This is a genomic window from Nocardia sp. NPDC049707 (genome assembly GCF_040674855.1).
In the GTDB taxonomy this organism is placed as follows: domain Bacteria; phylum Actinomycetota; class Actinomycetes; order Mycobacteriales; family Mycobacteriaceae; genus Nocardia.
Genome location: NZ_JBFANN010000010.1, coordinates 107,754 through 133,916, shown reverse-complemented (window position 1 = coordinate 133,916; position 26,163 = coordinate 107,754). Strand labels below are relative to the sequence as shown.

Below are 26,163 nucleotides of genomic sequence, written 5' to 3'. Positions count from 1 at the left end.
GCATCGGTATTCGACGGTCGTCGTGAAAACGGGATCTGGCAGAGAGGGGCTGTCGGATTTTCCGATAGTCCCCCTTGGTGGCACGCGAAAGCGACAGTCGCAGGCCGAGTTCGAACCGTCGGAGGTGGTTTTCCGGCTCGCCGCTCCATAGGGGCGTTCCGCACCAAGGGTGCTCGCCGCGGTGCCGATCGCGATGAACTCGGTGAGGTCGTTGCCGAATTCCCGGCCGTTCGCGAAAGTCCCAGTGATCACTGCTTCAGACGGGGGAACAATGTTTCGCAATTGCCGCGGTCGATGGCGGTGCGAAGGGTTGGGTCGAGTGGATAGTTCTCGTATTGGGAGTTGATGAGGCCGACCGCGGCCGGCGGCGCGAACGGGAAATCGCTGCCGTAAGTGATGTGATCAGGGTCGGCTACGGCCAGCAGGCTGGGTAACGCGGAGGGGCTCGCGGACAGGGCTATGTCGTAGTAGAACTGCTTCAATACCGCGAGCGGATCACCTTCGGCGTCCTGCCGGTCCGTCGGTTCTGATTGTCGTACATCAGTATTCGTGGTGAATATGGTCAGCATGATGCGGGAGGCGATGTAGGGGACGAACCCGCCGGCGTGAGCGAGGACGAACTTGATGCCCGGGTACTTGTCCATCGCGCCGGTCAGGATCAGGCTCAGCGCGGTGCGGGTGGTGTCCAGCAGGAAGTCCGCGGTGAATGTCGGGATGCCCGGCACGGGTGGGGCGGGTAGCTCGCCGGGGTGGATGAACACCACAGCTTCGCGGTCGTGCAGGAACTCCAGCAGCGGCGCGAATCCGGGATCTCCGAGATAGCGTCCGTCGTTGTTCGCCAGCAGGACGATTCCGTCGGCGTGCAGGGTGTCCAGGGCGTATCGGGCTTCGGTGAGCGCGCCGGCCACATCGGGCAGAGTGAGTGTGGCGAAGAATCCGAACCGATCAGGCCGGCCGCGCACCACTTCGGCGCTGAATTCATTTATCTGGCGCGCCCAACCGCGGGCCTCGGTGTCGTCGCCGAACCATACTCCCGGAGTCGACAGCGACAGGATTCCGGTCTGGATGCCGTGGTCGTCCATGAATGCCCGTGCGGCAGGCTCGGACCACGCGGGAAGGTCTACGCCTCCCGGGCGAATCCCCTTGGCGTGCATCCATTCCGCGTATTCGGGCGGCAGGATGTGCTGATGGGTATCGATACGCAGTGCGGTATTCACCTCGTGCTCCTCTGCTCGAATCTGGGATTGCGGTGCGACACCGACCGGATGGACCCGGTACGAGGTCGACGGACGAGTCATCGACAGCTTGGCCGGGCTGGTGGTCGCACAGTACGACGCCGATCCCGGCGTCTATCTGTTCTACCGCGACGCGGGGTGGAACACGGTTACCGACACCTACCACGACGCGTTCGCCGCAGCCCTCGACCAGGCCAGCTGTGAGTTCGGTCCGGTCGAATTCGTCGGACGCCCGATGCCACTCGGTTGATATCGATGCCAGGCATCGGGCATCCGCTTTGCAGAATTCCGTGCGTATTGGCCACGGTGAAAAAACAATTCGAAGACTGCGATGTGTGTGATTTAGCATCGCCCGGTGGTGGATACGGTGAACCGGCAGTGGATTTTGCGGAGGCGGCCCGAGGGCGCGTTGCGGGATGGGGATTTCGAGTTCAGGAGCGTTCCGGTTCCGGTTGTGGGGCCGGGGGAAGCCTTGGTCAGGGTGCATCGGCTGGGTATTGATCCCACGCAGCGTGGTTGGCTGAACGATGCGGACAACTACATCGATGCGGTACCGGTAGGCACCGTGATGCGGGGTAGCGGGGTGGGGCAGGTGGTGCGCTCGAACACTGCGAGCTATCCGGTGGGCAGCTGGGTCGCCGGTATGGTCGGCTGGCAGGATTACGCCGTCGCGTCCGAAGGTGGATTGTTCGGGCTGAACGTGGTGCCCGACGGTGTACCGCCCACGATGATGCTGAGCCTGTTCGGAGCGCCCGGCTTGACCGCGTACTTCGGCATGACGGATATCGGCCGGCCCGAGCCCGGTCAGACGGTGCTGGTGTCGGCTGCGGCCGGTGTGACCGGATCGATTGCGGGCCAGATAGCGAAAACCTTGGGCTGCACTGTCATCGGCATCGCAGGCGGTCCGGACAAGTGCTCCTGGATCACTGATCGTGCGGGCCTGCATGCCGCCATCGATTACAAACACGATGACATCGACACCTGTTTGACCCGCCTGGCCCCGGACGGTGTCGACGTCTTCTTCGATGGTGTCGGTGGCCGCGTTCTAGAGCATGGTCTGGCGCACCTGGCACCCGGCGCTCGTGTTGTTCTGGCCGGTGCCATCGCTTCCGGGTATCAAGGTGCGGATCCACAGTTCGGGCCGCGGAACTACATGCAGCTGGCCATGCGCCGGGCACGCATGGAAGGGTTCATCTTTCTCGACTACCTCGGCCGTTTTCCGGAGGCGTTCGCGGCGTTGCGCGACTGGCACGACCAGGGCAAGCTCATCATCGCCGAAACCGTAAGCAGCGGATTGGAATCCGCACCGAGTGCACTGCGCGCTGTCTTCGAGGGCGGCAATCTCGGTAAGCAGTTGGTCGACGTCGTGGAGTCCTGAAACCCACCGACCATCAAGGGCTGCCGGAGATGCAGGCCGGATGAATGGTCAACCGGATGTCACGGTCCGACTGTCCGCTATTGCCGCATACCGCGCTGACCGAAGCGGTCAGCGCGGTATGTCGGCGCCCGGAACCTGGTGCGGTGCAGAACGTCCGCTACTGCCGAATGCCGAGTGGTTGCCATGTTCGGATTGTCGGAAGTCCGGCGAGATCATCCCGTGCCCCGGTCCCCGCCCTCAACAGCGGACCCTGACCGCTCCCGGGGTGCGTAGGAGTTGAATCGTGCGTGCTTATGCGACCGGGTTCAGGCGGTCAGCAGCAGCGTTGCGGCTGTCAGTACCACGGCTGCGCTGGCGGCGTGGATGCCGTAGGCGGCCGACTTGGGCCCCTTGTTACGGAGCACGATCGCCGCGTCCCCGATCGGGATGAGGGTGAGGGTGAGCATGAACCCGCCGAGCAGTGCGGGTGTGCCGGCGGCGAGCAGGACGAATATGCCCACCCCGGAGGCGATGTCACGGACGCCCTTGACCCCCAGCCAGGCGTGGAAGGCAGGGTCCTGGATGGGGCTGTGCGGGATACCGAAGCCGGCCGCACCCTGCGGCGCCCAGAAGAAACTCGTGCCCATGACGACGACTGCGATGGCGATGACAGCAGCAAGGGAGCCGCCGATGATCGACTGCATAATGAATTCCTTTGTTCGATCGGCATTTTCAGCCGAGACTGCGGCCGCCGTCGCCAGCGAGGCAACGCGCGTGTGATCTGCGGGCAGCCTCGATCGCGACGATGAAATGTTGTGCGCCGGGCTGATGTGTTGGCGATGACGGCATTGGTGGCCAAGGTCGGCACGCCGTTGTCGACCTCGTGCGGGTGGGCAGGGTCAGGCCGCGCGGACGCGGCGGATGTGGCGGGCGTAGCGGGGGCGGCCGATGAGGTGCCAGATGGCGCGGACCGGGGCGGGGAGGCCGGACAGGAGACGAGCACGCTCGGTCGGATTCGCGTCCTCGAGGACGACGCCGAAGAGTGTGAGCAGGGTGAGCTTCGGCGTGTTCGCCACCAGGTGCTCGCCCAGCGAGGCCCATTCCGCTTCGGTGATGTAGTCGGCGGCGAGCGGCAGCAGCGTGGCCTCCTCGTCGTCGAGGTGTTCCAGCAGGACTGCCCGGTGGTCGGTCAACGCGGCCACCAGCGTGTCGCGCTCGTCGGCTCCCGCCGTGGCCTCCCACGCCGGGACGGCGGCGTCCAGCCTGGTCAGGGTGGCAGCGACGCGTTCGTGCTGCTCCTCCATCCGCAGGATGATGTCGGTGCCCAGGTCGACGCGCGCCAGCAGCGGCGGCCACAGCAGCTCGTCCTCACCCTCGTGGTGGTTCTGCAGACCCAGCCGGTAGATGCGGAAGTGGTCGGCGATCACCGCGGCGCGGGCGGTGTTGCCCGGCGCGACCGCCGCCACGAGCTCGATCAGCAGCCGCGACTCGCGGCGGAGCCCGCGGTGGACGATCTCCATCTCTTGGGTGTCGACGCTCATCTGTTGCTTCCCTTCGTGTTTCATCCGTTCCGATGTACCGAGACTGCGCTCGGGGTTTTGGAGAGCACTTGGAGACGAGTTGGAACACCGGCGGCGGCCGCGCGTACCATCGGCCGGGTCATGGTGATGGTCCGGGTTTTGGGTTCGTTCGCGGCCGAGGCCGGCGGCGAGCCCGTTCCGCTCGGCGGACCGCGGCAGCGGGGGGTGCTGGCCCTGCTAGTAGCCGCGCGTGGGCAGGTCGTGTCGGTCGATCGCCTGGTCGAGGACCTGTGGCGTGGCGAACCGCCGGGCCGCGCTCTCGCGTCGTTGCAGGCGTACGTATCCAACCTGCGCCGGCTGCTGGAACCCGGTCGCGCACCGCGCACCCCGGCCCGGCTGCTGGTCAGCGCAGCACCCGGCTACACACTGCGGCTGCCGCGGGAAGCGGTGGACGCGTGGCGCTTCGAGGAGTTGCTCGACGCGGCCCGTTCGCTCGCCGATCCCCGCGCCGCCCGCGCCCGGCTGGGTGCGGCGCTGGCGCTGTGGCAGGGACCGGCGTTCGCCGAGTTCGCCGACGAGCCGTGGGCGTCTGCCGAGATCGCGCGGCTCGACGAGTTGCGGGTGGTCGCCCGCGAACTGCGCATCGCGGCGGGACTGCGGCTCGGCGACCCCGCCGCGGTGGTCCCCGAGGCGGAGGGCCTCACCCGTGACGAGCCGCTGCGCGAGGAAGGCTGGCGCATGCTCGCCCTCGCGCTGTGGAGCAGTGGCCGCCAAGCCGACTCTCTGGCCGCGCTCCGCCGCGCCCGCGCCACGCTCGCCGACGAGCTGGGGCTCGACCCAGGCCCGGACCTGGTGGAATTGGAAGACGCGATCCTCGCCCAGCGCACGGACATCCTTCGCGCCGCCGTTCCGCCGGAACAGACGCAGGCCATCGCGGAACTGCCTGGGGCGCAGTCGAACTCGAAAACGTCGCAACGCAGGCCCAGCGAACCGCCGAGCAACAGGTCCGGTGCCGGCACATTCGTTGGCCGTGCGAGTGAGCTCACGGCGCTGGTGGCGGCCGCCGGGGAGGCCGTCGCCGATGGGGTGCGTATCGCGCTCGTCACCGGGGAGGCCGGGCTCGGCAAGTCGACGCTGCTGGAGCACCTCGCCGCGCGGCTCGAACAGGACGGGTGGCTCGTGGCCGCCGGGCGCTGTCCCGAACTGGATGGCGCCCCGCCAGCGTGGGCGTGGGGCGAGGCATTGCGGGCCGTTGCGGCGAGCACCCCGCCGAGCGAGCTGGCCGACGATCTGGCGCCGCTGCTCTGCGATTGCGCGCCGGGTGCCGGCGACGCGGCGGCCGGGCGGTTCCGGCTGCGCCGGGCCCTGTGGAAGTGGCTCACCGCCGCTGCCGCCGAGCGGCCGGTCGCGATGGTCCTCGATGATCTGCACTGGGCGGACGGCACGACACTGGAACTGCTCGGTGCCGGCGTCGGGGTGCGGGCCCCGATCCTGATCGTCGCGGCGTATCGCGGAGACGAGAGCGAGCGACTCACCGACACCCTCGGGTCCCTCGCCCGCACCGGGCCGCTGCGGCTGGACCTGCCCGGACTGCCAGCCGACGCCGTCGCGGAGCTTGTGCGCGCCGAGTGCGCGGCCGACGACACGACCGTGGCTGGGATCGCCGAGCGGACCGGCGGCAACCCCTTCTACGTGCGGGAGAGTGCGCGGCTGCTCAACGGGGAGGGCGCGCTGGTCGCGCTCTCCGAGGTCCCCGACGGTGTCCGGGATGTGCTGCGGCGCAGGCTCGCCCGGCTCCCGGAGAGCGCGGTGTCCGTCCTACGGCTGGCGGCGGTGGCCGGCCCGGAGAGTTCGGTGGACGTGCTCGTCCGGGCCGCCGACACCGACGAGGACAGCGTATTGGACGCGCTGGACGTGGGCGTCATCGCCGGATTGCTGGACGAGCCAGGGCCCGGGCGCGTCCGGTTCGTTCACGCGCTGGTCAGGGACACGCTGGTGACCGATGTCAGCCGGGTGCGGACCACCAGGATGCACGCCCGGATCGCCGCGGCCCTGCAGAGTACTGGTGACGTCGCGGCCCTCGCCCATCACTATGCGCGAGCGGGATCACCGAAGGCCGTCGGCTATTGCGTGCGGGCCGCCGAGCTGGCCGAGGTGCGCTATGCCCACGACGTGGCGGCCGCGCTGCTCACCGACGCCGTCACCAACTCCAGCGACCCGGACGAGCGCGTCGATCTGCTCGGCAGGCTGCTGCGCGCGCAGGTCCGGGCCGGGGCCTTCGCTGCGGCCAGGGACACGCGCGAGCAGGCCGCGGAGTACGCCGAGTCGATCGGGCGCGACGACCTGATGATCGCCGCGTTCACCGCCTGGACCGAGCCCACCCCCTGGCAGGCCCGCAGGTACGGCACGGTCGACCGTCCCATCGTCGACCGCCTCAGCCGCCTGCTCCAGCGAACCGGCCTGGCCCCCGACGTGCGATCTCACCTCCTCATCGCGTACGCCCATGAGCTGGTGGGCGAGGACGATCCGACGGTGATGGCGGCGGCGCGGGAAGCGCTCGACCTCGCCACCGATCCCCGCCTCCGGGCGGCGGCGCTGCTGGTCCTCGCCCGCGACTCCGGGCGGGAGGAGTACTCCCGCGAGCTGGTGGAGATCGGCGTCGAGCACGACCTGCCCGTCTACCGCGTGACCGGGCTGCTCAGCCAGGCCGCGAACGCCGCCGCGGCCAACGACCCGGCGACCATGCGCCGCGTGACCGGGGAGGCGCTCGATCTCGCCCGCGCCTACCGGATGCCGGAGGCGACCGGCGCCGCGGAGATCGCGCTGACAACGCTGGTGCTCATCGAGGGCCGGTTCGCCGACGCCGAGCGCCGCTACGCCGAGGCCACCGAACTCATGGAACGAGCGGGATCCGTGCACGCCGCGGGCTTCCTCCGCCTCGCGCTGGCGGCGATCTGGCTCAACGACGGCACGCTCGGCGACCACCTGGACGACGTGCGCGCTCTCCACGCGGCGCTCGGCCCGATGGTCGCCGACCTGCTCACGCTCGCCCTCCACGCCGCGGGCCGCAGCGATGAGGCACGCTGGGCCCGCGCGGCACCGAGCCCGATCCGGCCCGACTTCTTCTTCACCTTCCTGACGAGCCTGCGCGCGATGGCGCTCGTCGCCGTCAACGACCGCGACGCTGCCGAGCAGATCTACCTGGACCTGCTGCCATACCGTGACGGTCCCCCGGCGGGCGCGGAGAGCCTGTCGCTGGCCCTGCGCCCGGTCGCCCACACGCTCGGCGAACTGGCCCTTCTCCTCGGCCGCGCCGACCAGGCCGCCGCCCACTTCGCCCGGGCCGCCGTCATCGCCGACCAGTGGAACGCTCCCCACTGGTCCGCCGACGCCCGAACACACGCCGATCGTGCTCTCGGCGTCCATGTTTCGCCCCCGCAGCCACGCTGAACGCAAGATCGGCGTTGGGATGCCTCAGCCCGCGTCGTCGGGCCGGTAGAGCATCGAACACTCGTTTCTCCGCCGCTTCAAGCGTTCCAATTCGGCTCCTAGTGCCTTCCAAACCCCCGGAAGCAGTCTCGAGCACATCAGAACAGAACTGATAAGGAGCGCAACATGAGCACGCCCACCTTCCGGGCCGCCGTCATCCGCACACCGGGCGGACCCGACTCGATCGAGATCATCGATGTTCCCCGCACCGAACCCGGCCCCGGCGAGGTCCGCGTCGCGGTTGCGGCCGCGCCGGTCAACCCCACCGACCTCGGAGTCGTCGGCGGTTTCTTCCACGAGCTGGGCATGATCAACCAACCCTCCCACACCGGCCTGGGCTGGGACTTTGCCGGCACCGTGCTCGCCGCCGGTCCGGGCGTGGACCTGACCGTCGGCACTCGGGTTGCCGGTGTCGTCCTCGGTTTCGACCGCGACTTCGGCACCTATGCCGAACAACTCGTCGTGCCCGCCACCGATCTCGCGGTAGTGCCCGATGGGCTCGACCTGGTCGCGGCATCGACGGTGCCGCTCAACGGGCTGGGTGCGGCGCAGATCATCAACTTGCTCGGCGACGCGCCCGCCGACGGCAACCGGTTGCTGGTGACTGGTGCGGCCGGTGCGATCGGGGCCAACGTGGCCTCGCTCGCGCCCGACCGCGGCTGGCGGGTGACCGGTCTGGCCCGAGCCGCGGACGAGCAATTCGTACGCGGTCTCGGCGCCGACTTCGTCACGGACGCCGAGCCGGGCTGGGACGCGGTCGTCGACACCACGTCGCGGCAGGTGTGGGGCCTGACCCTGGTCAGCGACGGCGGCGCTTTCGTCGGCGTCCGGCCCAACATAGTGCCTGCGGCCGAGCGAAGGATCACGGTGAACACGCTGGTGACGCAGTCGGACGGTCCTCGGTTGGGGCAGCTGCTGGCCCGCGCCGCGTCCGGCCGGTTGCCGACCCGAGTGCATGCGGTCGTGCCGTTGGCCCGGGCCGCCGACGCCCACCGGGCCATGGCCAACGGCGGGACGCGCGGTCGCTACGTGCTCGAGCCCTGACCGACTCGGCCACCACGGCACCCCGCTGTTCCCAGGCCGCGTCCGAATCCCGCGACACAGTGAGGCCCGGGCTTCGGTGATCGAATCCCTGTGCCGCACACCTTTCCGAGATGAGCGAATCGGGGCTCTCGGACCGGGCGGTGGTCTGCCGGACCATGTCGACCGGCAAGTGGTGTGTCCGTCGCACATTGTTATCGGATCTGGCCGGAAATAGCGTGTGATCAGGCGTTCAGGAGGGGGCGCCCGATACTACGAAGGAGTGGTAATGACCGAAGTGACCGAGAAGCTCACCCCCGCGAAGGTGGAGGCGCCCGGTGGTGCCTACGTTTCCGACCCGGAGCGTGCGACGATCGTCATGGGCGGATCCGAGTGGGACGGTGCCCCGCAGATCCCCGGCACGAAGCTGATCTACCACGCCCTGTACGACCGGACCGACGGTCAGGCGACGATCGCCGAGGTCACCTTCCCCGCTGGGCAGCGCCCGTGGTTCCACATCCACCACGGTGAGGACGAGGCGTTCTATGTCGTGGAGGGCCAGCTCACCGTGACCGTGATCGACCACGAGGGCGTCCGCCACAAGATGGTCGCGAACGCCGGCGAGATGGTGTGGGGTCCCAAGGACTACGCACACAGCTACCACGTGACCAGCGATGGCCCGACCCGCACGATCATCGTGCTGACCCCTGGCAACACCCTGCCCGCGTACTTCCAGTACTACCAGAACCTCGAGCTCGACCCCAACGACCCGGTGGCCGTTGCGGCGTTCGTCGAGGAGGCCCGTGAGCGCTACAACCTCGAGTTCCTGCCGCATCTCTCGCTCGACGACTGAGACCGACATGTCTACCGATGACGCGACAGTGCGGGCGCTGTTGGACGCGATGGGTCGGATGGACCTCGGGGCGATCGAGAGCCTTCTTACCGACGACGTCCAATGGTGGCTCGCGGGAGACAGCGTGGTCTCGGGGCGCCATGTCGGGCGCGAGGCGGTCCTACGCGACTTCCTAGCCGCCGCGGCCGAGATGTTCGAGCCGGGCTCGCTCGCCTTCGAGATCACCCACCTCTTCGCTCACGACGGCACTGTCGTGGTCGAGTATGTGGGAACGGCACGGTCGCGCCGCGGCAATGCCTATCGCAACCACTACTGCGTGGTTTTCAGGTGTCGGGCAGGTCAGGTCAGCGAGGTGCGCGAGTACCTCGACACCGAGCATGTCGCACGGGTGCTGGTCTGATGTGAATGACCGAAGGGGTGGCGGCGCGAGAGCGTCGTCACCCCTTCAACGTATCTGCTCCGCGGGATCGAGAAGATCGTCGCCGAGAATTTCCAGGACGGTGAGCGCCACGTGCAGATCGATCTCGCGCTTGGCGGCGTCATCGCCGACCAGTTCGTAGGCGCGCGCGACGCGCTTGACGACAGTGTTCTTGTGCAGGTGCAGATCACGCGCGGTCGCGGTGTGGCTGCGATTGCGAGCGAGGAACGCGTACAGCGTCGTACGCAACTCGCGCGAGCGTGGATCGGAGCCGGCCAGCCCGCCGAGGACAGAGGCGAGGAACAGCCTGGCGCGCGCCTTCTCCGCAGCGACGAGCGCGACGAGGCGGACATCGGCGTAAGCGACGATGCGCTCGTTCGGCGCCGTGGGGCTGGATGCCTGCAGCACCTCGAGCGCCTGAAAAGCCTCCGCGTGCGAGCGTCGGAAGCCGGCGACACCGACACCGGCGCTGCCGTAGCCGGCCTCGACGCCGTCGGAGAGCGGACCGGTCAGTGCCCGATCGGTTGGCACCGCGAGCCAAGCGTGCAGCCGGCGCCGGCCGGCGGGCGCGGTCGTGACGGCGAGCGCGTGGGCCCGTGCGGCGAGCGCGCGGGCCTCGGATTCGAGCAGCGCGAGCGGATCCAGCGCGGAGGTGTCCTCCGCGAGGCTGAACACGACGGCGATGTGATGGCCGTGCAACGGGTAGTCCAGTGTCCGCGATCCGGCATCGACGTCGACCTTGTCGCCAGCGAGCACAGCGCGCAGCAGGGCGAGGCGCCGCGCGGCGCCCACGCTCGCGCGTCGATTCATCTCGCGCTCGTACTCGGTGACCACGGCTTCGGAGAGCTGATCGATATGGCGGACCGCAGCCTGCGTCGCCTCGCGGAAGTCGTCCAGCCGATCGGTGGATGCACTGTGACTCTCGATCGCGGGGGCCGCCCACCGTATCCAGTGGTCCAGTCCCAGCCGATAACCGCGCAGGATCGCCCACAGCGGCACATGGCGCAGGGCCGCGTCGCGGACGAAGTTGAGTGCCTCTATGGGCGGATCTCCATCGGCGGGGGAGCCGTCGAGCGCGAGCAGGATGCGCAGCACGTTGACTTCGGCGCTACGGGCGAGGGCCTTCGCGAAATCGGTCGTGTCGGCGAGCTCGGGGATCGTGTTCTCGATGAAGTCTCGGGCGATCTCCTCGGCAAGCGCGTGTGCCCAGTCCAGCGCTCCGGCCCCGAGGCTTGACCGCGCCTCCTGGTCGATCGACAGCGGCACGCGCGCACGCCGAGCGGCGACGACGGCATCGTCGACCTTCAGTTCTTGCCACCATGCCATCCCGCCAGCCTAGGTTGCCTCCGCTGCCTGCCCACCGCACCCGCCGAGTCTCAACGCAAGGCTTAAGCGCGGGACTCATGGCATCCATACGTCCGACCCGCCGGCGGTGGGGTCGTCGAGCAGATGTTCGTCACCGAACTCGATGAATCCACCGAGGAACCGCTGGACTGCCCTAGCACCATCCGAACACGCGCTGCTGGCGCTCTGACTCAGCAGCATCTATCGGTCCTGTGTCCCGAGGTTCATCGCGGGCAGTCCGATCAGCGCAGGATGGTTGGGGTCGATCGCGGCGACAACGCGCCGCCCGATGCCTGTCAACTGCCTGATCTGAGCGCGGGTCAGATTGTCGAAGACGAAGCAACGCACCGCGTCGACATGACCAGGCGCGGCGGCGACGACGACCTGATAGCCCGCGTCGGTGAGGTCGGCAATGGTGGAACGGCCGTCGACGGGATCCGGCCGGCGCGACACCCATCCGCGCTTCTCCAGCCGAGTGACCACCTGGGACAACCGGGGCAGCGACCCGCCGGCGAACGCGGCCAGATCCTTCATGCGCAGGGCGCGGTTGTCGGTCATCGACAGGCCGGCCAGGACCAGGTACTCGAAATGACTGATGCCGGCATCACGCTGCAGCTGCGCATCGAGTGATGTCGGCAGTCGGGTCAGGATGCTCTCGAGCATGATCCAAGCATCTCGTTCTTCGTCGTCGAGCCAGCGGGGCTCGTCAGCCGGTGTCATGCCGCCAAGCATAACTTAATGATTGAAGTCATCAATCCGCTCAATCACTTGCATCTTTAACTAATCGAGCGTAGTTTTCGAGTCATGGCCGATGTGAATGCACGCAGCTGCCGCCGCTGCTCGACAGGACGGTGATCGCATGTCCCACAACAGATCCGACACGATCCGCGAGTATCGAGCGGTCGGATTGACCGTCACCTGGGAACCGAATCGTTGTCGCCACGCTCAGGAGTGCGTACGAGGACTGCCCGAGGTTTTCGACCATCAGCGGCGGCCGTGGATCGACCCGACCGCAGCCCCGATGGACGGCGTCGTCGAAGTCATCGATCGCTGCCCGAGCTTCGCGCTCGGGTACCGCACCGACGACGGCCGCGTCCGGACCGCGCCACCGGAGTGAAGACCGTGCAGAACAGGCAGCCTCGCGAGGTGTGTGCGAATCACGCTCGGCTGCCGCGTATTTCGATACGGGGTGCCGGCCACACCGGGCCCGTGCTGGCGCGAGTCCTGATCGAGGCCGGATGTCCGGTGTCGATCGCGGCCCCCAGGGATCCGAAGGACATCGCACTGATCATCGAGCCCTGCGGCACAAAGTCATCGCCAGGTCCGCGAACTCCTCGCGGACTGAAGACTCGATTGCCCAATAGTGCATCGAGTTCCGAAAGTCCTTATCTACCAGTTTGATTCGCTGCAATTTCACACCGAAGGGAAGATCCATGTCCGAGAATCCGAATGAGCTCACGATCGAGAACTCCGTCGTCGTGCTCATTGACCATCAGCCGGGTGTCGCGCTGATGACCATGCCGCCCTCCCACTCGGATCTGGTCAACAACGTGGCCGGGCTGGCCGAGGCCGCCAAGGCCCTCGGCGTGCCGACCGTTCTCACGACGGTAGGTGCGGCCGGCGGCCCACTGGTCGACCCGATCTTCAAGGAGATCCGTGCGGCTTTCCCGGACCTCACCCCGATCGACCGGGTGACCACCGCCGCGTGGTCGCACCCCGAGGTGCGGGCGGCGGTGCAAGCCACCGGCCGCCGAAAGCTCGTCATGGCGGGGCTTTCGACCGATGTGTGCTTGGCCCAGACTGCCCTCGGCGCGCTGAAGGACGGCTACGAGGTCTACTTCGTCACGGACTGCTCGGCAGGTGTCACCCCGGAGGCTCACCAGGACGCGAAGACTCGGCTCAGCATGGCGGGCGCCAGGCCGATCAACTGGGTCGCGGTGGTCGCCGAATGGGCTCCGGACTACACCTCGCCGGAGAAACAGGCGATCACCGAAGTCATGGCGCGGCGGGGCGGAGCGGCGTCGTTCTACACCGACTTCGTACTCGATCAGGTTGCCGCCGGCGTGGCAAAGGCACCCGAATATCTGTCCTGACTCCTGATCCGGGCCATACGACGAATGGTGGATTTGATCGCTGGTGTGCCGTAGTGGTCGACGATGGAACCTCGGGTGATCGCGTGGATTACTGGCGCAGTGCACTTATTCCAGACGTGCGCTATGCCCTGCAGTCGCGGAGCCAGCAACGACCCGCAGAGGCGGAAGGGGGCGCCAGGTTACCGGCACCTGGCGCATGAGTAAGGCGCAGTCGAGCACCGCGCTGCCCGGCGGGAACCGGTTCCGGTCGTCGAAGACCGTGGACCGAACCGACTGGATGTCGACCGGCTCGACGTGCCATGAGTCAGTTCGGAGTTCGAGCCCATCAAGGCATTGACCGCCACGCGTGGCCGAGAATCCGGCTGAGCCATGCCGAAAGAAGTCCGATGCCTGCGCCAGATCGGCGAACAGTTCGCTTCCCTGGAACCGCTCGGCGGTCCGGACGTCCACACTCACGGACATGGTCTCGTCATGACTGGCGAAGGCCACATGCAGGTCCTGCGCCGTCTCCCGCACGTCGAACCGCGCCAAACTGTGCTCACCCGGAAACAGTCGACCGCCGGCAAGGACATTGGTCATCGAGCCGCTGTCGCGGCGCGAGATATACACACCGGTCGAGCGTCCACGCGGACCATCCCACTCAACCGCGATGCGATGTGCCGCGTTCTCGCTGCGTAGCCCGACCCAGCCGGGGAGCCGACTGGGCCGGAACTGTCCGAGGCGGATCAGGCAGATGCCGGCAACCGCCCAACCGCCAACCAATTGAGGTCGCATCGGCGGCGGCACCAAGCTCGCGGCGGCATCAGGGTCGACTCGATAGTTCACAAGAAGGCGTCGCTCAACGACGCTGGACATCCGCGGAGGTTTCATCCGGCTTCCTGTTCTTGGTGGTTCGCAGTCTGCGCTGCCTGACGATGACCTGCTCCGGGCAGATCGCGCTCAGAAACCTGCCGACACACAACGCCAGTCGTTCCTCAACAAGCGAGTAGAAGATTCGATTGGCGGCTCTTCGCTCTCGGACGAGCCCGGCTGCCTTGAGTACGCCCAGATGCCGGGAGATCGAGGGACCACTGATCGGAAATCTCGCGGCGATATCACCCGCGGTCAACTCGCCGGAGCGGAGGTCCTCCAGGATCTGCCGGCGCGTCGAGTCGGCCAGCGCGCGGAACACTCCAGCTTCCTCTTCAGGGCCGAACTCGGTCATATTTGCAATTTAGCACTGTAGCTAAATAGCGAACAAGGATGGATTCCAATCCGTTCGTGGGTGACCGCATCGATCACCGCTGTGCCGTAACGATTTCGACGCCGCAGCGCAAAGCCGTCCACGCTGACAACCCGAGGAATCGCCCGGTGCGGGAGCGGAATCTGCAGCAGTGCCCGCACCGCGATGTGGCGGGGGACAACCGAACCTGCAAAGAGAGCACTCGGCATGGGCAGAGAGTTGGGCGACTGTGTGTCTCTGGTCGGCAAGGAGATTCACCAGGTTCGCGCGACGGATGGGCGTGTTCATGGCGCCACGGCCGTGATGCGGCCGATCTGCTGGCCGATCCGGGTCAGCACGTGCCGGGTCAGTTCAGGGTCAGCGGCGGTATCCCTGTCGGTGTAGTCACCGAGGGAGTAAATGGTCGTGAATCCTGCCGGGCCCCACTGGCCTGGGGACAGCGTGCTCCGACCGACGACGGCGACGACCGGAACGGGGTGGGAGCGGCGGGCCAGAACCGAGGGCAGTTTGCCGTTCGCGGTCTGCTCATCGATACTTCCCTCCCCGGTGACCACCAGGTCGAAACCGGGCAGGTGCCGATCGAACTCGTGCAAGTCGAGAAAGTACTCGGCACCTGACACGATTTTGCCGCCGAGCAGTAACGCGGCGAAGCCGATTCCGCCCGCGCTGCCCGCTCCGGCTGCGGCCGCGACAGCCATCGCGTCCGGGTAGCCGCTGCGGGCGAACGCTTGGACGAGGTTGTTCAGGCCGGCGTCGAGAAACCGCACCTCGGCGTCGGTAGCCCCCTTCTGCGGCCCGTACACCGCCGCCGCACCGTCCGGTCCGAGCAAGGGATTGGTGACATCCCCGGCAACCACGATCTCGACCCCCGTCAGCTTTGCCGCCCGCGATGAGTCGACGGTGTGGACTCGCCCCAAACTCCGCCCGCACGCTCGCAGTTGAAGTCCCCTCGCATCGGCGAAGGTGAAGCCGAGCGCAGCCAGCAGTCCCATTCCGCCGTCGGTGCTGGCACTGCCACCGAGGGCAAGGACCAATCGGTGCGGCCGATACCGCAACGCTTGCGAGATAGCTTGTCCCATACCGAGACTGCTCGCATCCAGTGGCAGCGTGCGGCCGTTCGGCAGGGTGGTGAGGCCGCAGGTATTCGCGACCTCGACCACAGCGGTACCGTCGCCGACGGCGATCCGCCCGTATCTCGGGGTTCCCGCCGCCCCTGCGACCGTCACCGGATGCGGAGCGAAACCGGCCGCTACCGCAGCGTCGACGCTCCCATCACCGCCGTCGGCCAGCGGCATTCTGTAACTGTCGACCCCTGCCGCCGCCAAGCCCTCCGCCAGCCGGTCGGCCACCTCGGATGCGGAGAGGCTTCCTTTGAACTTGTCCGGGGCAACCAGAACCCTCACGCGGTTGACTTTCTATCCAGTGAGTCGGCGGAGATCGAATATCAGTCCGCTTGCGCCACCGAGCCGAGCAGATCCCGGACCCGGTTGGCGACCGTGATGAATTCCGGCGTCTCCATCGTCGTGGCGTAGTTCCGGTGCGCGGGCAGGTCGACGTCGAGTAGTTCGATGATCCTGCCCGGCCTCGGGCTCATCACGACCACCCGGTTGGCGAGGTATACGGCCTCGGCCACCGAATGGGTGACCAGCAGTACCGTTGTGCCCGTTTCCCGCCAGATCCGATGCAGCTCGACGTTCATCCGTTCCCTGGTGAGCGCGTCGAGTGCACCGAACGGCTCGTCCATCAGCAGCACTTCCGGTTCATGCAGCAGGGCCCGGCACAGCGAAACCCGTTGCTGCATACCGCCGGAGAGCTCGTGCGGCAGGGCGTCCTCGAATCCGCTGAGGCCGGTCATCTCGATGAGACGCGCACATTCGGCCGCGGCCGCCTGTTTGTTCATGCCGCGCATCTCGGCTTGGAGCAGGATGTTCTTGCGTACAGTCCGCCATTCCAGCAGTGCGGCGCGCTGGAATACGTAGCCGATATTGCGCTGCGGCCCACGCACGAGGGTGCCGCCGAGTTCGACGCTGCCTCCGCTCGGATCGGTGAGACCAGCGACGACTTTCAGCAACGTCGATTTGCCGCAGCCGGACGGGCCGACGATCGAAACGAATTCGCCTCGACGGACGTGCAAATCGACATCTTGCAGTGCGGTGACCTCGCCGCGTTTGGACGAGAACCGTACGGTCAGGTCGTCTACCGCGACCGCGGTATCGGTGCGGGCGATGGTGTTGGTGGGTGTGCTCATATCGTCACCTGCTCCGGTCACGGCTTGCTGGTGGGTGTGAACTTCGAGTCCCAGTACTTGCCCGGGTCCTCGGCTTTGTCGAGGAGCTTCGCACTGCTGAGCACAGCAACGGTGGTGCGCCAATTCGCTTCGGAATTGGTTCCCGGCGCCTTACCCGCGGTCTCCGGTGTGCTGAGCAGCGGGATGGTCTGCTGCCACTGCTGGAGCAGTACTTGCTGCGGCGGCAGTTGCGGATCCGCACCCTCCATCGCGGCGACTGCCGCCTCCGGCTTCGCGACCGCGGCGGCGAAGGCCTCGCTCGTCGCATCCACCATGGCCTGTACCAGCTTTGGCGAGGATTCGATGGTGGCCTTATTCGCGATCAGCCCGTTACTGAAGAAGTTCAGGCCCTGATCCGAATACCGCAGGTAGCGGACTTCTTTGCCGCTCTTGCTCGCGATGGTGGGGCCCTGGTCGTGCGCGAATCCGATAAGCCCATCGACGCGACCGGAGAGCATCGCCGACATCTTGCCCGCCGAGTCGAGGCTCTGCTGGGTTACCTGATCCGCCGGAACGCCCGCCTTGTCGAGATAGATCGGGAAGGTCGTGGTCGGTGCGTCACCCGCGGAGACGGCAATGGTCTTACCCGCCAGATCGGCCGGTGTCCGGATGTTCGAATCGGCGAATACCTGCACTGCCGATGGCGTGGTCTGGAGGAAAACGCCGACGCTCTTGATCTTGACGCCCTTATCGATATTGCTGAGGACGGCCGGGGTATCGGCCCAGCCGAAGTCGGTCTGCTTCGAACCGGTGGCCTGCGCGGTTTTAGTCGAGCCCTGTCCGGCCGAGATCTTCAGATCGATGCCGTGCTTGGCGAATATGCCTTCTTTCACGCCGTAATAGAACGGGGCGTGCTCGCCGTAGGGGTACCAGTTGAGCATCAGCGACACCGCGGTGGTCTTCCCGTCGGTGCCGGGATCCTTCGCGCCCTTGCCGCCGCCCCCGCAGCCGGTCAACACCAGGACCGATGCCACCGCGGCGGCGCCGATCGTCGTGAGTGTGCGAGTTCCGAATTTCATGCGAGTTCTCCAACTGTGGAGCGAATACGGTTGTTCGACATGCTCATGCCGCGCCGACGGCCGAGGCCGTGGATCGACGGGAGGCGTGCCACGGAATGAGGAACTGCTCGGCGATTTCGATGATCGCGAACAGGATGATGCCCAGCATGGACATGATGATCAGGGCAGCGAAAAGCATTGCCGTGTCGATATTTCCGTTGGCCTGCAGGATCACATAGCCGAGACCTTCATTGGCGCCGACGAATTCGCCGACGACGGCGCCGGTGACCGCGAGGGTGGCGGCGATCTTGAGGCCGGACATCAACTGTGGCAGTGATGCCGGAAAACGCACCTTCACGAACGTCTTCCAATTGCTCGCGCCCATGGTGGAGGTGAGCTCGAGAATCTCGGGATCCACCGAGCGCAGCCCGGCCATACCGGAGATGACGATCGGAAAGAATGCCATCAGTACGGCGACGAGGATCTTGGGGCTGGTGCCGAACCCGAGCCATACGATGAACAGCGGGGCGATTGCGATTTTGGGGATGACCTGCGCGAAGAGGATGAGCGGATACATTGTTCGCTCGATACCGCGTGAGTAGATCATCACCAGTGCAACGACTTCGCCGATCAGCGCGGCGATAACGAAGCCGACCACCGTTTCGTAGGTCGTAACCCAAGTGTTCTGGAGCAGGTACGTCGAGTTGTCGGCGGCGGTGCGCCAGGTATCCGCCGGCGGCGGCAGAATGTAAGGCTCGACGAGCCCGAACTCGGTGACGGCCCACCATGCGACGACGAGCACCGCCACCAGGGTGAGCGGCCGCCAAATGGTCGACCACATGTTGGATAGAGATGGGAGCTTCCGGCGCCGAGTGCGAACGGGTTGCGTCGCTTTCGGTGCGGAGGAACTGGCCTCGACGGACGTGACTACCGCCATCTGGGGTCCTAAAGCTAGTAGTGGAGCGGGGTTCGCACTACACCCGCCGGGAATGCGCTTTCCGAAGCTGAGACCGAGGCTAGTGTGACCGGACCCACAGTGTCAAGGGTTTCGAATTGTCGCAGGTCAGACCTGTCGCAAAACGCTGCTGTCGCGCAGAATCACGCGGCCGGGCACGAATTCGTGGGTATGCGAGGCCGTGGCGGAGTCGTCGAGCGCGAGCCGAACGGCGCGCTCGCCGATATCGACCAGCGGCAGCGCTACCGTCGAAAGACCAGGTACATGGTCACGCAGCGTCGGGATATCGTCGAACCCGGCGACGCAGACATCGTCGGGGACCGCGAGGCCGAGCTCACGCCAAGCCGCGATCGCCCCTATCGCCATCACGTCGCTCACGGCGAAAACGCAGGGCACGACGTTGCTGGTCTGTCCGGGATGCAGGTCCAACGCGGCGGAAAGGCGACGAGCGGCGCTGAAACCACCGTCACGGGAGAAGTCCCCCGCGATCTCCATCAGCGGTGTCACGCTCTGCGCCGCGAGAGCCTCGACGAAGCCGTTGCGCCGGTCGACAGCGGTCCTGATATTGCCCGGCCCGCCGATGACGGCGAAATCCCGGTGCCCCTGCTCGAGCAGGGCATACGCCAATTGCGCTGACGATGCATGGTTTTCGGGCTCCACGGCGGCACCGAAGGACAGCGGCTGTCCTATCACGACAACCTTGCCGCTATTGTCCAGATACCGCGCGCATTCCTTCTCGAGATCGCGGTCGAGATCCCCGCTCTGGCGTGAACCCGCCAGGATGATCGCATCGGCGCGGTGCGAGATGAAGGTGCTCACGGATTCGCGTTCGATATCGAAATCACGTTGCGTACTGGCCAGCAGGACGAGTTTGCCCGCCCTGCGCGCCGCCGCCTGGACACCCTGCACGATCGAGGAGAAGTAGGGATCGGCTATATCGTGCACGACGAGTCCGATGAGTCCGGTCGAAGACCGCGCGAGGGCCTGGGCCTGGGCATTCGCCACATATCCCAATTCGGCGGCGGCGGCGCGAACCCGGTCGGCGACGCCTTCGCCGGGAACTCGTGACGATCCGTTGAGCACGCGTGACGCGGTTGCCTGGGAGACGCCCGCACGGGTCGCGACGTCTTGCAGTCTCACAGCCGCCATGGCTTCCTGCCTCGTTCTCTCGATACACGTGGGGGTTGACCGAACTTCGTGCCTAGCATAGCTTGGAAAGCGCATTCCGACGCTGACTTGTCCACTCGCCGTGTGCGGGTCCATCCACACCGTCCACGACCCATTCTGCGGTCGTCGGCCACGCAAATCAGAAGAGGCACAATCCAATGCCCGATTCCGTACCCCCGCGCACGCTCCGCATCGCCATGAACGGCGTCACCGGTCGCATGGGCTACCGCCAGCACCTGATGCGATCGATCCTGCCGATCCGCGACGGCGGTGGGTTGCTCCTCCCGGACGGCACCCGCGTTCTGGTGGAGCCGATCCTGGTCGGCCGCAATGCCGCCAAGCTCGCCGAACTCGCCGAACAACACGGCATCGCCGAATGGAGCACCGACGCCGCCGCCGTCATAGCCGATCCGTCCATCGATATCTACTTCGACGCACAGGTCACCTCACGTCGCGCCGAGGCACTCGCGGCGGCGATGAAGGCGGGTAAACACGTCTTCACCGAGAAGCCGACCGCCGAAACGCTGGCCGAGGCAGTCGAACTCGCCAGAGTGGCCGCGAACGCCGGCGTCACCGCCGGAGTCGTGCACGACAAGCTCTACCTGCCCGGCCTGGTGAAGTTGCGCAGGCTCGTCGACGAAGGCTTCTTCGGCCGGATCCTCTCGCTGCGCGGCGAATTCGGTTACTGGGTCTTCGAGGGCGACGGTCAACCCGCCCAGCGACCCAGCTGGAACTACCGGGCCGAAGACGGGGGCGGCATCGTCGTGGACATGTTCTGTCACTGGAACTACGTGCTCGAGGGCCTGCTCGGCAAGGTCGAGGCGGTAACCGCGAAGGCGACAACCCACATCCCCACTCGATGGGACGAACAGGGGAAGCCATATCCGGCCACCGCCGATGATGCTGCCTATGGGATCTTCGAGATGGAGAACGGCGTTGTCGCACAGATCAACTCGTCGTGGGCGGTACGTGTGTACCGCGATGAGCTCGTCGAGTTCCAGATCGACGGAACGCACGGCTCTGCCGTCGCCGGCTTGCGCAAATGCGTTGCGCAGCATCGCTCGCATACGCCCAAGCCGGTCTGGAATCCGGATCTCCCGGTCACCGAGCCGTTCCGTGATCAATGGTTGGAAGTGCCCGCGAACGCGGACTTGGACAACGGATTCAAGTTGCAGTGGGAGGAGTTCCTCACCGACGTGGTGAACGAACGGCCGCACCGCTACGGGCTGCTCTCCGCCGCACGCGGTGTTCAGCTGGCCGAACTGGGACTGCGCAGCTCCGCCGAAGGGCGTCGGATCGAGATCCCGGAGGTCACGCTGTGACCGCGACATCCACGGGTGTGTCGATCATGCTGCCCGTCGACGGCCGACTCGAACCGTACGCTCTCGGTGCCCCGGGCGCTTGGACGCGGCCAACGCAACCGATCACTTCGCGCGTGGCTTTCGCTGCTGCGCATGTGATTCCGCGTGTGACGGCGGACAACACACCCCGTGCGCCCGCAGCTGTCGACTGGGACGCCACGCTGGCCTACCGGCGCGAATTGTGGTCCTACGGGCTCGGTGTCGCCGATGCCATGGACACCGCACAGCGCGGAATGGGTCTCGATTGGCAAGCGACAGCGGAATTGATCCGGCGATCCGGCGCCGAGGCGGCATCGGTCGGTGGCAGGCTCGCCTGCGGAGCCGGAACCGATCAGCTCGATCTCGCCGGACTCCTCTCCGGATCGGCCGGACTCGACAGGATCGTCGATGCCTATCGCGAGCAGATCGACGTGGTGACCGACGCCGGAGCGCAGGTGATTCTGATGGCCTCGCGGGCACTCGTGCAGGTCGCCCGTTCGGCCGCCGACTACGTGTACGTCTACGAGAAATTGCTGGCCGGCGTGGATCGACCGGTGATCCTGCACTGGCTCGGCACCATGTTCGATCCTGCGCTGCACGGATATTGGGGCAGTCCCGATATCGATACCGCCACCGAGACGTTCCGCACGCTCATCGAGAACAACAGATCGAAGATCGACGGAGTCAAGGTCTCGCTCCTCGACGCAGCACACGAGATCGCACTGCGACGCGCGCTGCCCGACGGGGTAAGGCTGTATACGGGCGACGATTTCAACTATCCCGGGCTGATCATCGGTGACGCACAAGGGCATTCGGATGCACTGCTGGGTATATTCGCGGCGATCTACCCAGCCGCGTCGACCGCGCTACAGGAACTCGACACCGGGAATATTGCGCGCGCGTCGGAAATCCTCAGTACCACTCAGGAACTCGGGCGGCACATCTTCGCGGCACCGACGTACTACTACAAAACCGGTATCGCTTTCCTGTCCTGGCTCAATGGCAAGCAGCCCGGCTTCTCGATGGTCGCGGGCCTGTCCACCGGCCGTTCTGTGCCGCATATGGTCGAACTGTTCCGGCTTGCGGACAAAGCCGGACTGCTATCCGATCCGGAACTCGCGGCGCACCGCATGCGGGTCTACCTCGAACTGAACGGATTGAGCTCATGACTTCGGTTGCGGCACAGAAGACGCCATTCGATCTCGCCGATCCGTACCGGTCGCTGTCGCTGAATACGGCAACGACCAAAATGTGGACGCTCGCCGAGGCGGTAGATGGCGCTGCCCGCGCGGGGCTCGGTGCGGTGGGCCTGTGGCGCGATCGGGTCGACGAGGTCGGTGCCGCCACCGCGGCGAAGATCGTCGCCGATGCGGGGTTGCGTGTCTCCAGTCTGTGCCGCGGCGGCTTCCTGACCGAGCCGGGCGACGGGCAAGCAGCGCTCGCGGACAACCGCCGTGCCATCGACGACGCGGCGACACTGGCCACGCGGGAACTGGTGATGGTGGTGGGCGGTATGCCGGACCGGGACCTCGCCGCCGCGCGGGAGCGGGTGGACGAGCGGCTCGCACTGCTGGTCCCGTATGCGGCCGAGCGCGGTGTCCGCCTTGCCCTGGAGCCGCTGCACCCGATGTTCTGTGCCGACCGTGCGGTGATCTCCACACTGGCACAGGCATTGTCGATGGCGCAGCCGTATCCGGCGGAGACCGTGGGTGTCGTGGTCGACACCTTCCATATCTGGTGGGATCCAACCTTGGAAGAACAGATCGCACAGGCCGGTGCATCCGGACGGATCAGCTCGTATCAGGTGTGTGACTGGCTGAACCCGATGACCGCCGATCCGCTGCTGTCGCGGGGCATGATGGGCGACGGCGTCATCGACTTCGCGACTATCGGCCAGTGGGTTCGCACCGCCGGTTACCGCGGCGACGTCGAGGTCGAAATTTTCAATGCCGCACTGTGGTCGAGCGACGGCCACGAAGTGATCGAGACGATGAAGCAGCGCTACCGAGATCTGGTCCTTCCGTCCCTCGTGGACTGAACCGCACAGAGCAGCCCGGCCCAGGAGCGAACGGTCCAACCGGAATCGGGCGATCTGCTGAACCCCCGGACTCACCGGGGATTCATATCGGAGCCGACGACCCGGTTGATGGACGTCTAATTCCGCTTATTCGACATTGCCCGCACGTCTATTTGTCGTGTGCCCCGGATAGCATCCGCAAGCTTCGACGGCTCATCCACATAGAGGAATATCGTGGTGATCGACCCTGAGCTGCGCCATTTCTCGAGCAAGGCGGGCACAGCAGCATCGCTTCGCTGGTTCAGTGCAAGCTCGATGTTCGTGCCCTCATGATTCGGGAGGTGCAGACTGCTGCCCTCGATCTCGGGTTGCGTTCGAGAGTACCGGCGGATGCTCACGACACGCGATATGTCGCTGACCGGAACCTTGACGACGACTTTCCCGGAGCGACGAAGGACGAGGACGCCCTCCGACAGGTAGTGCGGATGTACGACGTCGTTGGCGACGAACGCGGCAAGCAGTACGAGAGACCACAGAGATATCGCTGCCAGAACGATTTTCAGCCAAAACCACGGAAGCACCAGATGCAGGACCACCACCTCGATCAGTGTGGCGGCCCCGAAAGCGGCGGGCATCGTGAGCACACCCGCCGACGCCGTGAATACCAGCCCACGATCCGGATCAGTCTTGCCCCGTATCCACATCCACACCGACCGATACGCCCCGAACTCTGACCGAGCGACTCGATAGATCGGCGACTCGGACAAAGCAGCGTGGACAGCGTCGCCGACACTGACATCATCACGCCGAACAGCGACTCGTACTCGCCATCCGAATAGGGCGACAGTGATCGCGAGGATCGGCAATTCCACAGCGAGCCATAATCCGACTGCCGTGCCCGTGATTATCACACCACTGCCGGCCAGGGCCATATTGGTGCCGATCATGGCCACTGTCAGCACCTGTGCCACACCCGCCAGCAGCCGAGTACTGACCGTCATGAAGTCACCGACCCAGGGTGCGTCGACAGGATCTCGAGAGTGCGCAACACCGCCTGGCGCTGAGCAACGTCAGGAACGCATTCGTCGAGCCGGAGACCACCGATTGTGTCGTAATCGGAAGCAGACAGAGCCGTCTCGAAAGGAAACGAGGTTCTCAGCTGACTGGCGAGCTCGCTCGCCGCGAGGTCGATCTGTTCGCCAGCATCCACGACCCGCTGCCCCTCGAGCTTTCCCCACGCCTTTATGAGCCGCCGATATGCGACACGCGTATCAGCGGCACTCAACATCTGGGCGAACCACGTGAAGACCTGGTCGGGCAGCTCGCTCGAAATCGCAAGGACCTCCAGGAGGTCCCGCTCGCGGTCGAGCGTTCGAATCTCCGCCGCACAGCGCGCTTCTGATCGGACCGCGTCGAACGCCGTAACCAAATCTGCCGGAAGGGCGGTCAGCTCCTCGCCCTGGACTGCCGATTCCAGCAATCGTGTCAACCGCTGTCGTTTCAGCTCGAGCACAGCGATCTCGCGCTCGCAGCTCGAAATAAGCGCATGCAGATCGTCACGTAGATCATCGGCGCCGGTGGTCGATTGCTTCTCGGTCAGAACCGTTGCTACGGAACCAAGTGGTAAACCGTTCTCGGCGAGCCAGCGAATACGCATCAGTCGTGCAAGGTCCTTCAGCGAGTAGTCGCGATAGCCGTTCGCGCTACGCGCGGGCTCCGCGAGTAGGCCGAGCCGGTGATAGTGCCGCACCGCACGAGGTGTCGTGCCGGCTGCTCTCGCGAGTTCGCTAGTTCTCATGCGACGAGTCAAAACTATGACGCTACGTCATGCTCAAGTCGTGCCGGTGCGTTTGAGGGTGCGGATCACCGGTGCTGTTTCCAGGTGGCCGATGGCGTCCAGCGGGCCGATCCGGTCGGTGAGGTACCGGTAGAGGTCACGGGAGTCCCGGCAGGCGATGGCGGCGAGCATGTTGGTCGGGCCGGTGGTGACGGCGGCGAACTGTACCTCGGGATGTCCGGCGAGTATCTGCCCGACCGAGGTCAGCGCCGAGGGCCGCACCGACAGCCATAGCCGGGCCAGCGCTCGGTAGCCGAGCGCCTCGGGTACCACGTCGACCTGGAACTCGAGCGTGCCGGTGCGCCGCAGATGCTCCATCCGCCGGCGCACGGTCGATTCCGACCACCCCGTGTGTGCCGCTAACTCGGCGTATCCGGCGCGGCCGTCGGTGGACAGTGCGGTCAGCAAGGCGTGGTCGGCCTCGCCCAGCACCAACGATTCCCGGTCCGGCTCCGGCGGATTCGGCCGCAGGCGGTCGGCTTGATGCGGGGTGAGCCAGGCCAGCCCGCCCCAGCCTTGTGGATTGACGAACCCGTGCAGCAGCCAGTGCCCGGACACGGCCAGAATCCGGTTGGCACGCGGCAGCTTCTCCACCAGCACCTCGGGTGTCGCGGCACGGGTAGCGCAAGAGATCTCGGTACCGCCGGAGAGGATGTGCACCCAGTAGGTGTCGGTGCGGCGGGCCAGCGCCTCGCCGATCGTCCGTGCCGCGTCCGGTGTGCACCGCATCCGCAGGACCCAGGTCGTATATCCCAGCCGGGTGCCGTCCACCGCGCCGACTACCCGCAGCACTCCGGCCGACCGCAGCCGCCGGTATCGGCGCGCGACGGTGTTCTCGGAGGTGCCGAGCACCTCGGCGATCCGGCTGAACGGCGCCCGCCCATCGATCTGCAGCGCGTGCGCCAGTCCCCGATCCAGATCGTCGAACATGACGGATTCCATCATCAGACCATATTGGATGACGGATTCAGCGAGAAGCGACTTACTCACTGGCGGTTGGTTATCCGGCCG

At 66.3% G+C, this 26,163-nt stretch carries 26 protein-coding genes and 1 pseudogene; 11 read left to right on the top strand and 16 right to left on the bottom strand.

Translation table 11 applies throughout. From position 1 onward, the window contains the following. Positions 1-248: 248 nt before the first annotated feature. Positions 249-1,217 (bottom strand): amidohydrolase family protein, encoded by a 969-nt coding sequence (locus AB0J29_RS12570; protein ID WP_364783704.1) that lies wholly within the window; start codon positions 1,215-1,217, stop codon positions 249-251. 88 nt (positions 1,218-1,305) lie between these two features. Between AB0J29_RS12570 and AB0J29_RS12565 the strand changes: the two genes are divergently transcribed. Then, on the top strand, positions 1,306-1,485 hold the full coding sequence (locus AB0J29_RS12565; RefSeq protein ID WP_364783701.1) for a hypothetical protein: 180 nt from the start codon (positions 1,306-1,308) through the stop codon (positions 1,483-1,485). Positions 1,486-1,590: 105 nt separating this feature from the next. Further along, positions 1,591-2,613, top strand: a complete 1,023-nt coding sequence (locus AB0J29_RS12560; RefSeq protein WP_364783698.1) for an NADP-dependent oxidoreductase — start codon at positions 1,591-1,593, stop codon at positions 2,611-2,613. A gap of 305 nt (positions 2,614-2,918) precedes the next feature. On the opposite strand, the gene AB0J29_RS12555 is transcribed toward AB0J29_RS12560, so the two are convergent. Then, the gene (locus AB0J29_RS12555) at positions 2,919-3,296 is read right to left on the bottom strand and encodes a DUF4267 domain-containing protein (RefSeq protein WP_364783695.1); all 378 of its coding nucleotides are present in this window, start codon (positions 3,294-3,296) and stop codon (positions 2,919-2,921) included. Positions 3,297-3,491: 195 nt separating this feature from the next. Beyond that, positions 3,492-4,133: a hemerythrin domain-containing protein gene (locus AB0J29_RS12550; protein ID WP_364783692.1), complete on the bottom strand. Its 642-nt coding sequence runs from the start codon at positions 4,131-4,133 to the stop codon at positions 3,492-3,494. A 120-nt stretch (positions 4,134-4,253) separates the two neighbouring features. On the opposite strand from AB0J29_RS12550, the gene AB0J29_RS12545 reads away from it, so the two are divergent. The 4 genes from AB0J29_RS12545 (at position 4,254) to AB0J29_RS12530 (ending at position 9,874) form a co-directional block, all read left to right on the top strand. Beyond that, a complete protein-coding gene (locus AB0J29_RS12545) occupies positions 4,254-7,562 on the top strand; it encodes a BTAD domain-containing putative transcriptional regulator (protein WP_364783689.1) in 3,309 nt (1,102 codons plus the stop codon). Positions 7,563-7,727: 165 nt separating this feature from the next. Beyond that, a complete protein-coding gene (locus AB0J29_RS12540) occupies positions 7,728-8,645 on the top strand; it encodes an NADP-dependent oxidoreductase (RefSeq protein ID WP_364783686.1) in 918 nt (305 codons plus the stop codon). A gap of 265 nt (positions 8,646-8,910) precedes the next feature. Continuing rightward, on the top strand, positions 8,911-9,474 hold the full coding sequence (locus AB0J29_RS12535) for a cupin domain-containing protein (RefSeq protein ID WP_364783683.1): 564 nt from the start codon (positions 8,911-8,913) through the stop codon (positions 9,472-9,474). Between the two features lie 7 nt (positions 9,475-9,481). Beyond that, positions 9,482-9,874, top strand: coding sequence for a nuclear transport factor 2 family protein (locus AB0J29_RS12530; RefSeq protein ID WP_364783680.1), 393 nt, complete (start codon positions 9,482-9,484; stop codon positions 9,872-9,874). Between the two features lie 45 nt (positions 9,875-9,919). Here the strand turns inward: AB0J29_RS12530 and AB0J29_RS12525 are convergent, their stop codons facing one another. Both AB0J29_RS12525 and AB0J29_RS12520 read right to left on the bottom strand, forming a co-directional pair. After that, positions 9,920-11,158 carry a helix-turn-helix domain-containing protein gene (locus AB0J29_RS12525; RefSeq protein WP_364783677.1) on the bottom strand — a complete coding sequence of 413 codons (1,239 nt, stop codon included), beginning with the start codon at positions 11,156-11,158 and terminating at the stop codon, positions 9,920-9,922. A 279-nt stretch (positions 11,159-11,437) separates the two neighbouring features. Then, on the bottom strand, positions 11,438-11,956 hold the full coding sequence (locus tag AB0J29_RS12520; RefSeq protein WP_364783674.1) for a MarR family transcriptional regulator: 519 nt from the start codon (positions 11,954-11,956) through the stop codon (positions 11,438-11,440). A gap of 139 nt (positions 11,957-12,095) precedes the next feature. Between AB0J29_RS12520 and AB0J29_RS12515 the strand changes: the two genes are divergently transcribed. Both AB0J29_RS12515 and AB0J29_RS12510 read left to right on the top strand, forming a co-directional pair. After that, positions 12,096-12,353 (top strand): (4Fe-4S)-binding protein, encoded by a 258-nt coding sequence (locus AB0J29_RS12515; protein ID WP_364783671.1) that lies wholly within the window; start codon positions 12,096-12,098, stop codon positions 12,351-12,353. A gap of 316 nt (positions 12,354-12,669) precedes the next feature. After that, a complete protein-coding gene (locus AB0J29_RS12510) occupies positions 12,670-13,329 on the top strand; it encodes an isochorismatase family protein (RefSeq protein ID WP_364783668.1) in 660 nt (219 codons plus the stop codon). A 105-nt stretch (positions 13,330-13,434) separates the two neighbouring features. Here AB0J29_RS12510 and AB0J29_RS12505 read toward each other — a convergent pair whose 3' ends face one another. The 8 genes and pseudogenes from AB0J29_RS12505 to AB0J29_RS12470 form a co-directional block, all read right to left on the bottom strand. Further along, positions 13,435-14,184, bottom strand: a complete 750-nt coding sequence (locus AB0J29_RS12505; protein ID WP_364783665.1) for a DUF2071 domain-containing protein — start codon at positions 14,182-14,184, stop codon at positions 13,435-13,437. Further along, a complete protein-coding gene (locus tag AB0J29_RS12500) occupies positions 14,168-14,533 on the bottom strand; it encodes a metalloregulator ArsR/SmtB family transcription factor (protein WP_364783662.1) in 366 nt (121 codons plus the stop codon). Before AB0J29_RS12500 ends, AB0J29_RS12505 begins: the two co-directional genes overlap by 17 nt. A gap of 35 nt (positions 14,534-14,568) precedes the next feature. Further along, positions 14,569-14,730 (bottom strand): annotated as a pseudogene (locus tag AB0J29_RS12495) (ISL3 family transposase); the annotation flags it as partial. A 105-nt stretch (positions 14,731-14,835) separates the two neighbouring features. After that, a complete protein-coding gene (locus tag AB0J29_RS12490) occupies positions 14,836-15,954 on the bottom strand; it encodes a glycerate kinase (RefSeq protein WP_364783659.1) in 1,119 nt (372 codons plus the stop codon). Positions 15,955-15,995: 41 nt separating this feature from the next. Further along, positions 15,996-16,799 carry an ABC transporter ATP-binding protein gene (locus AB0J29_RS12485; protein WP_364783656.1) on the bottom strand — a complete coding sequence of 268 codons (804 nt, stop codon included), beginning with the start codon at positions 16,797-16,799 and terminating at the stop codon, positions 15,996-15,998. A gap of 17 nt (positions 16,800-16,816) precedes the next feature. After that, on the bottom strand, positions 16,817-17,857 hold the full coding sequence (locus AB0J29_RS12480; RefSeq protein WP_364783653.1) for an ABC transporter substrate-binding protein: 1,041 nt from the start codon (positions 17,855-17,857) through the stop codon (positions 16,817-16,819). A gap of 43 nt (positions 17,858-17,900) precedes the next feature. Beyond that, positions 17,901-18,677 (bottom strand): ABC transporter permease, encoded by a 777-nt coding sequence (locus tag AB0J29_RS12475; protein WP_364783650.1) that lies wholly within the window; start codon positions 18,675-18,677, stop codon positions 17,901-17,903. 222 nt (positions 18,678-18,899) lie between these two features. Continuing rightward, complete coding sequence (locus AB0J29_RS12470; RefSeq protein ID WP_364783647.1) at positions 18,900-19,940, bottom strand: LacI family DNA-binding transcriptional regulator; 1,041 nt, start codon at positions 19,938-19,940, stop codon at positions 18,900-18,902. Positions 19,941-20,116: 176 nt separating this feature from the next. Here AB0J29_RS12470 and AB0J29_RS12465 point away from each other — a divergent pair, with 176 nt between their 5' ends. From AB0J29_RS12465 to AB0J29_RS12455, 3 genes are read left to right on the top strand one after another with little or no spacing between them, the layout of a single operon-like run. Beyond that, positions 20,117-21,280 (top strand): Gfo/Idh/MocA family oxidoreductase, encoded by a 1,164-nt coding sequence (locus AB0J29_RS12465; protein ID WP_364783644.1) that lies wholly within the window; start codon positions 20,117-20,119, stop codon positions 21,278-21,280. After that, entirely contained in the window at positions 21,277-22,467 is a 1,191-nt protein-coding gene (locus tag AB0J29_RS12460; protein WP_364783641.1) for a dihydrodipicolinate synthase family protein, read from the top strand. The genes AB0J29_RS12465 and AB0J29_RS12460 overlap by 4 nt, the downstream gene beginning before the upstream one ends. Continuing rightward, positions 22,464-23,336: a sugar phosphate isomerase/epimerase family protein gene (locus AB0J29_RS12455; protein WP_364783638.1), complete on the top strand. Its 873-nt coding sequence runs from the start codon at positions 22,464-22,466 to the stop codon at positions 23,334-23,336. Before AB0J29_RS12460 ends, AB0J29_RS12455 begins: the two co-directional genes overlap by 4 nt. Before the next feature lie 116 nt (positions 23,337-23,452). Here the strand turns inward: AB0J29_RS12455 and AB0J29_RS12450 are convergent, their stop codons facing one another. Genes AB0J29_RS12450 through AB0J29_RS12440 form a run of 3 tightly spaced genes read right to left on the bottom strand, consistent with a single transcriptional unit; the run spans position 23,453 to position 26,097 of the window. Continuing rightward, the gene (locus tag AB0J29_RS12450; protein ID WP_364783635.1) at positions 23,453-24,316 is read right to left on the bottom strand and encodes a hypothetical protein; all 864 of its coding nucleotides are present in this window, start codon (positions 24,314-24,316) and stop codon (positions 23,453-23,455) included. Further along, a complete protein-coding gene (locus AB0J29_RS12445) occupies positions 24,313-25,113 on the bottom strand; it encodes a MerR family transcriptional regulator (protein ID WP_364783632.1) in 801 nt (266 codons plus the stop codon). Before AB0J29_RS12445 ends, AB0J29_RS12450 begins: the two co-directional genes overlap by 4 nt. A gap of 33 nt (positions 25,114-25,146) precedes the next feature. After that, positions 25,147-26,097: an Lrp/AsnC family transcriptional regulator gene (locus AB0J29_RS12440; protein WP_364783629.1), complete on the bottom strand. Its 951-nt coding sequence runs from the start codon at positions 26,095-26,097 to the stop codon at positions 25,147-25,149. Positions 26,098-26,163 lie beyond the last annotated feature (66 nt).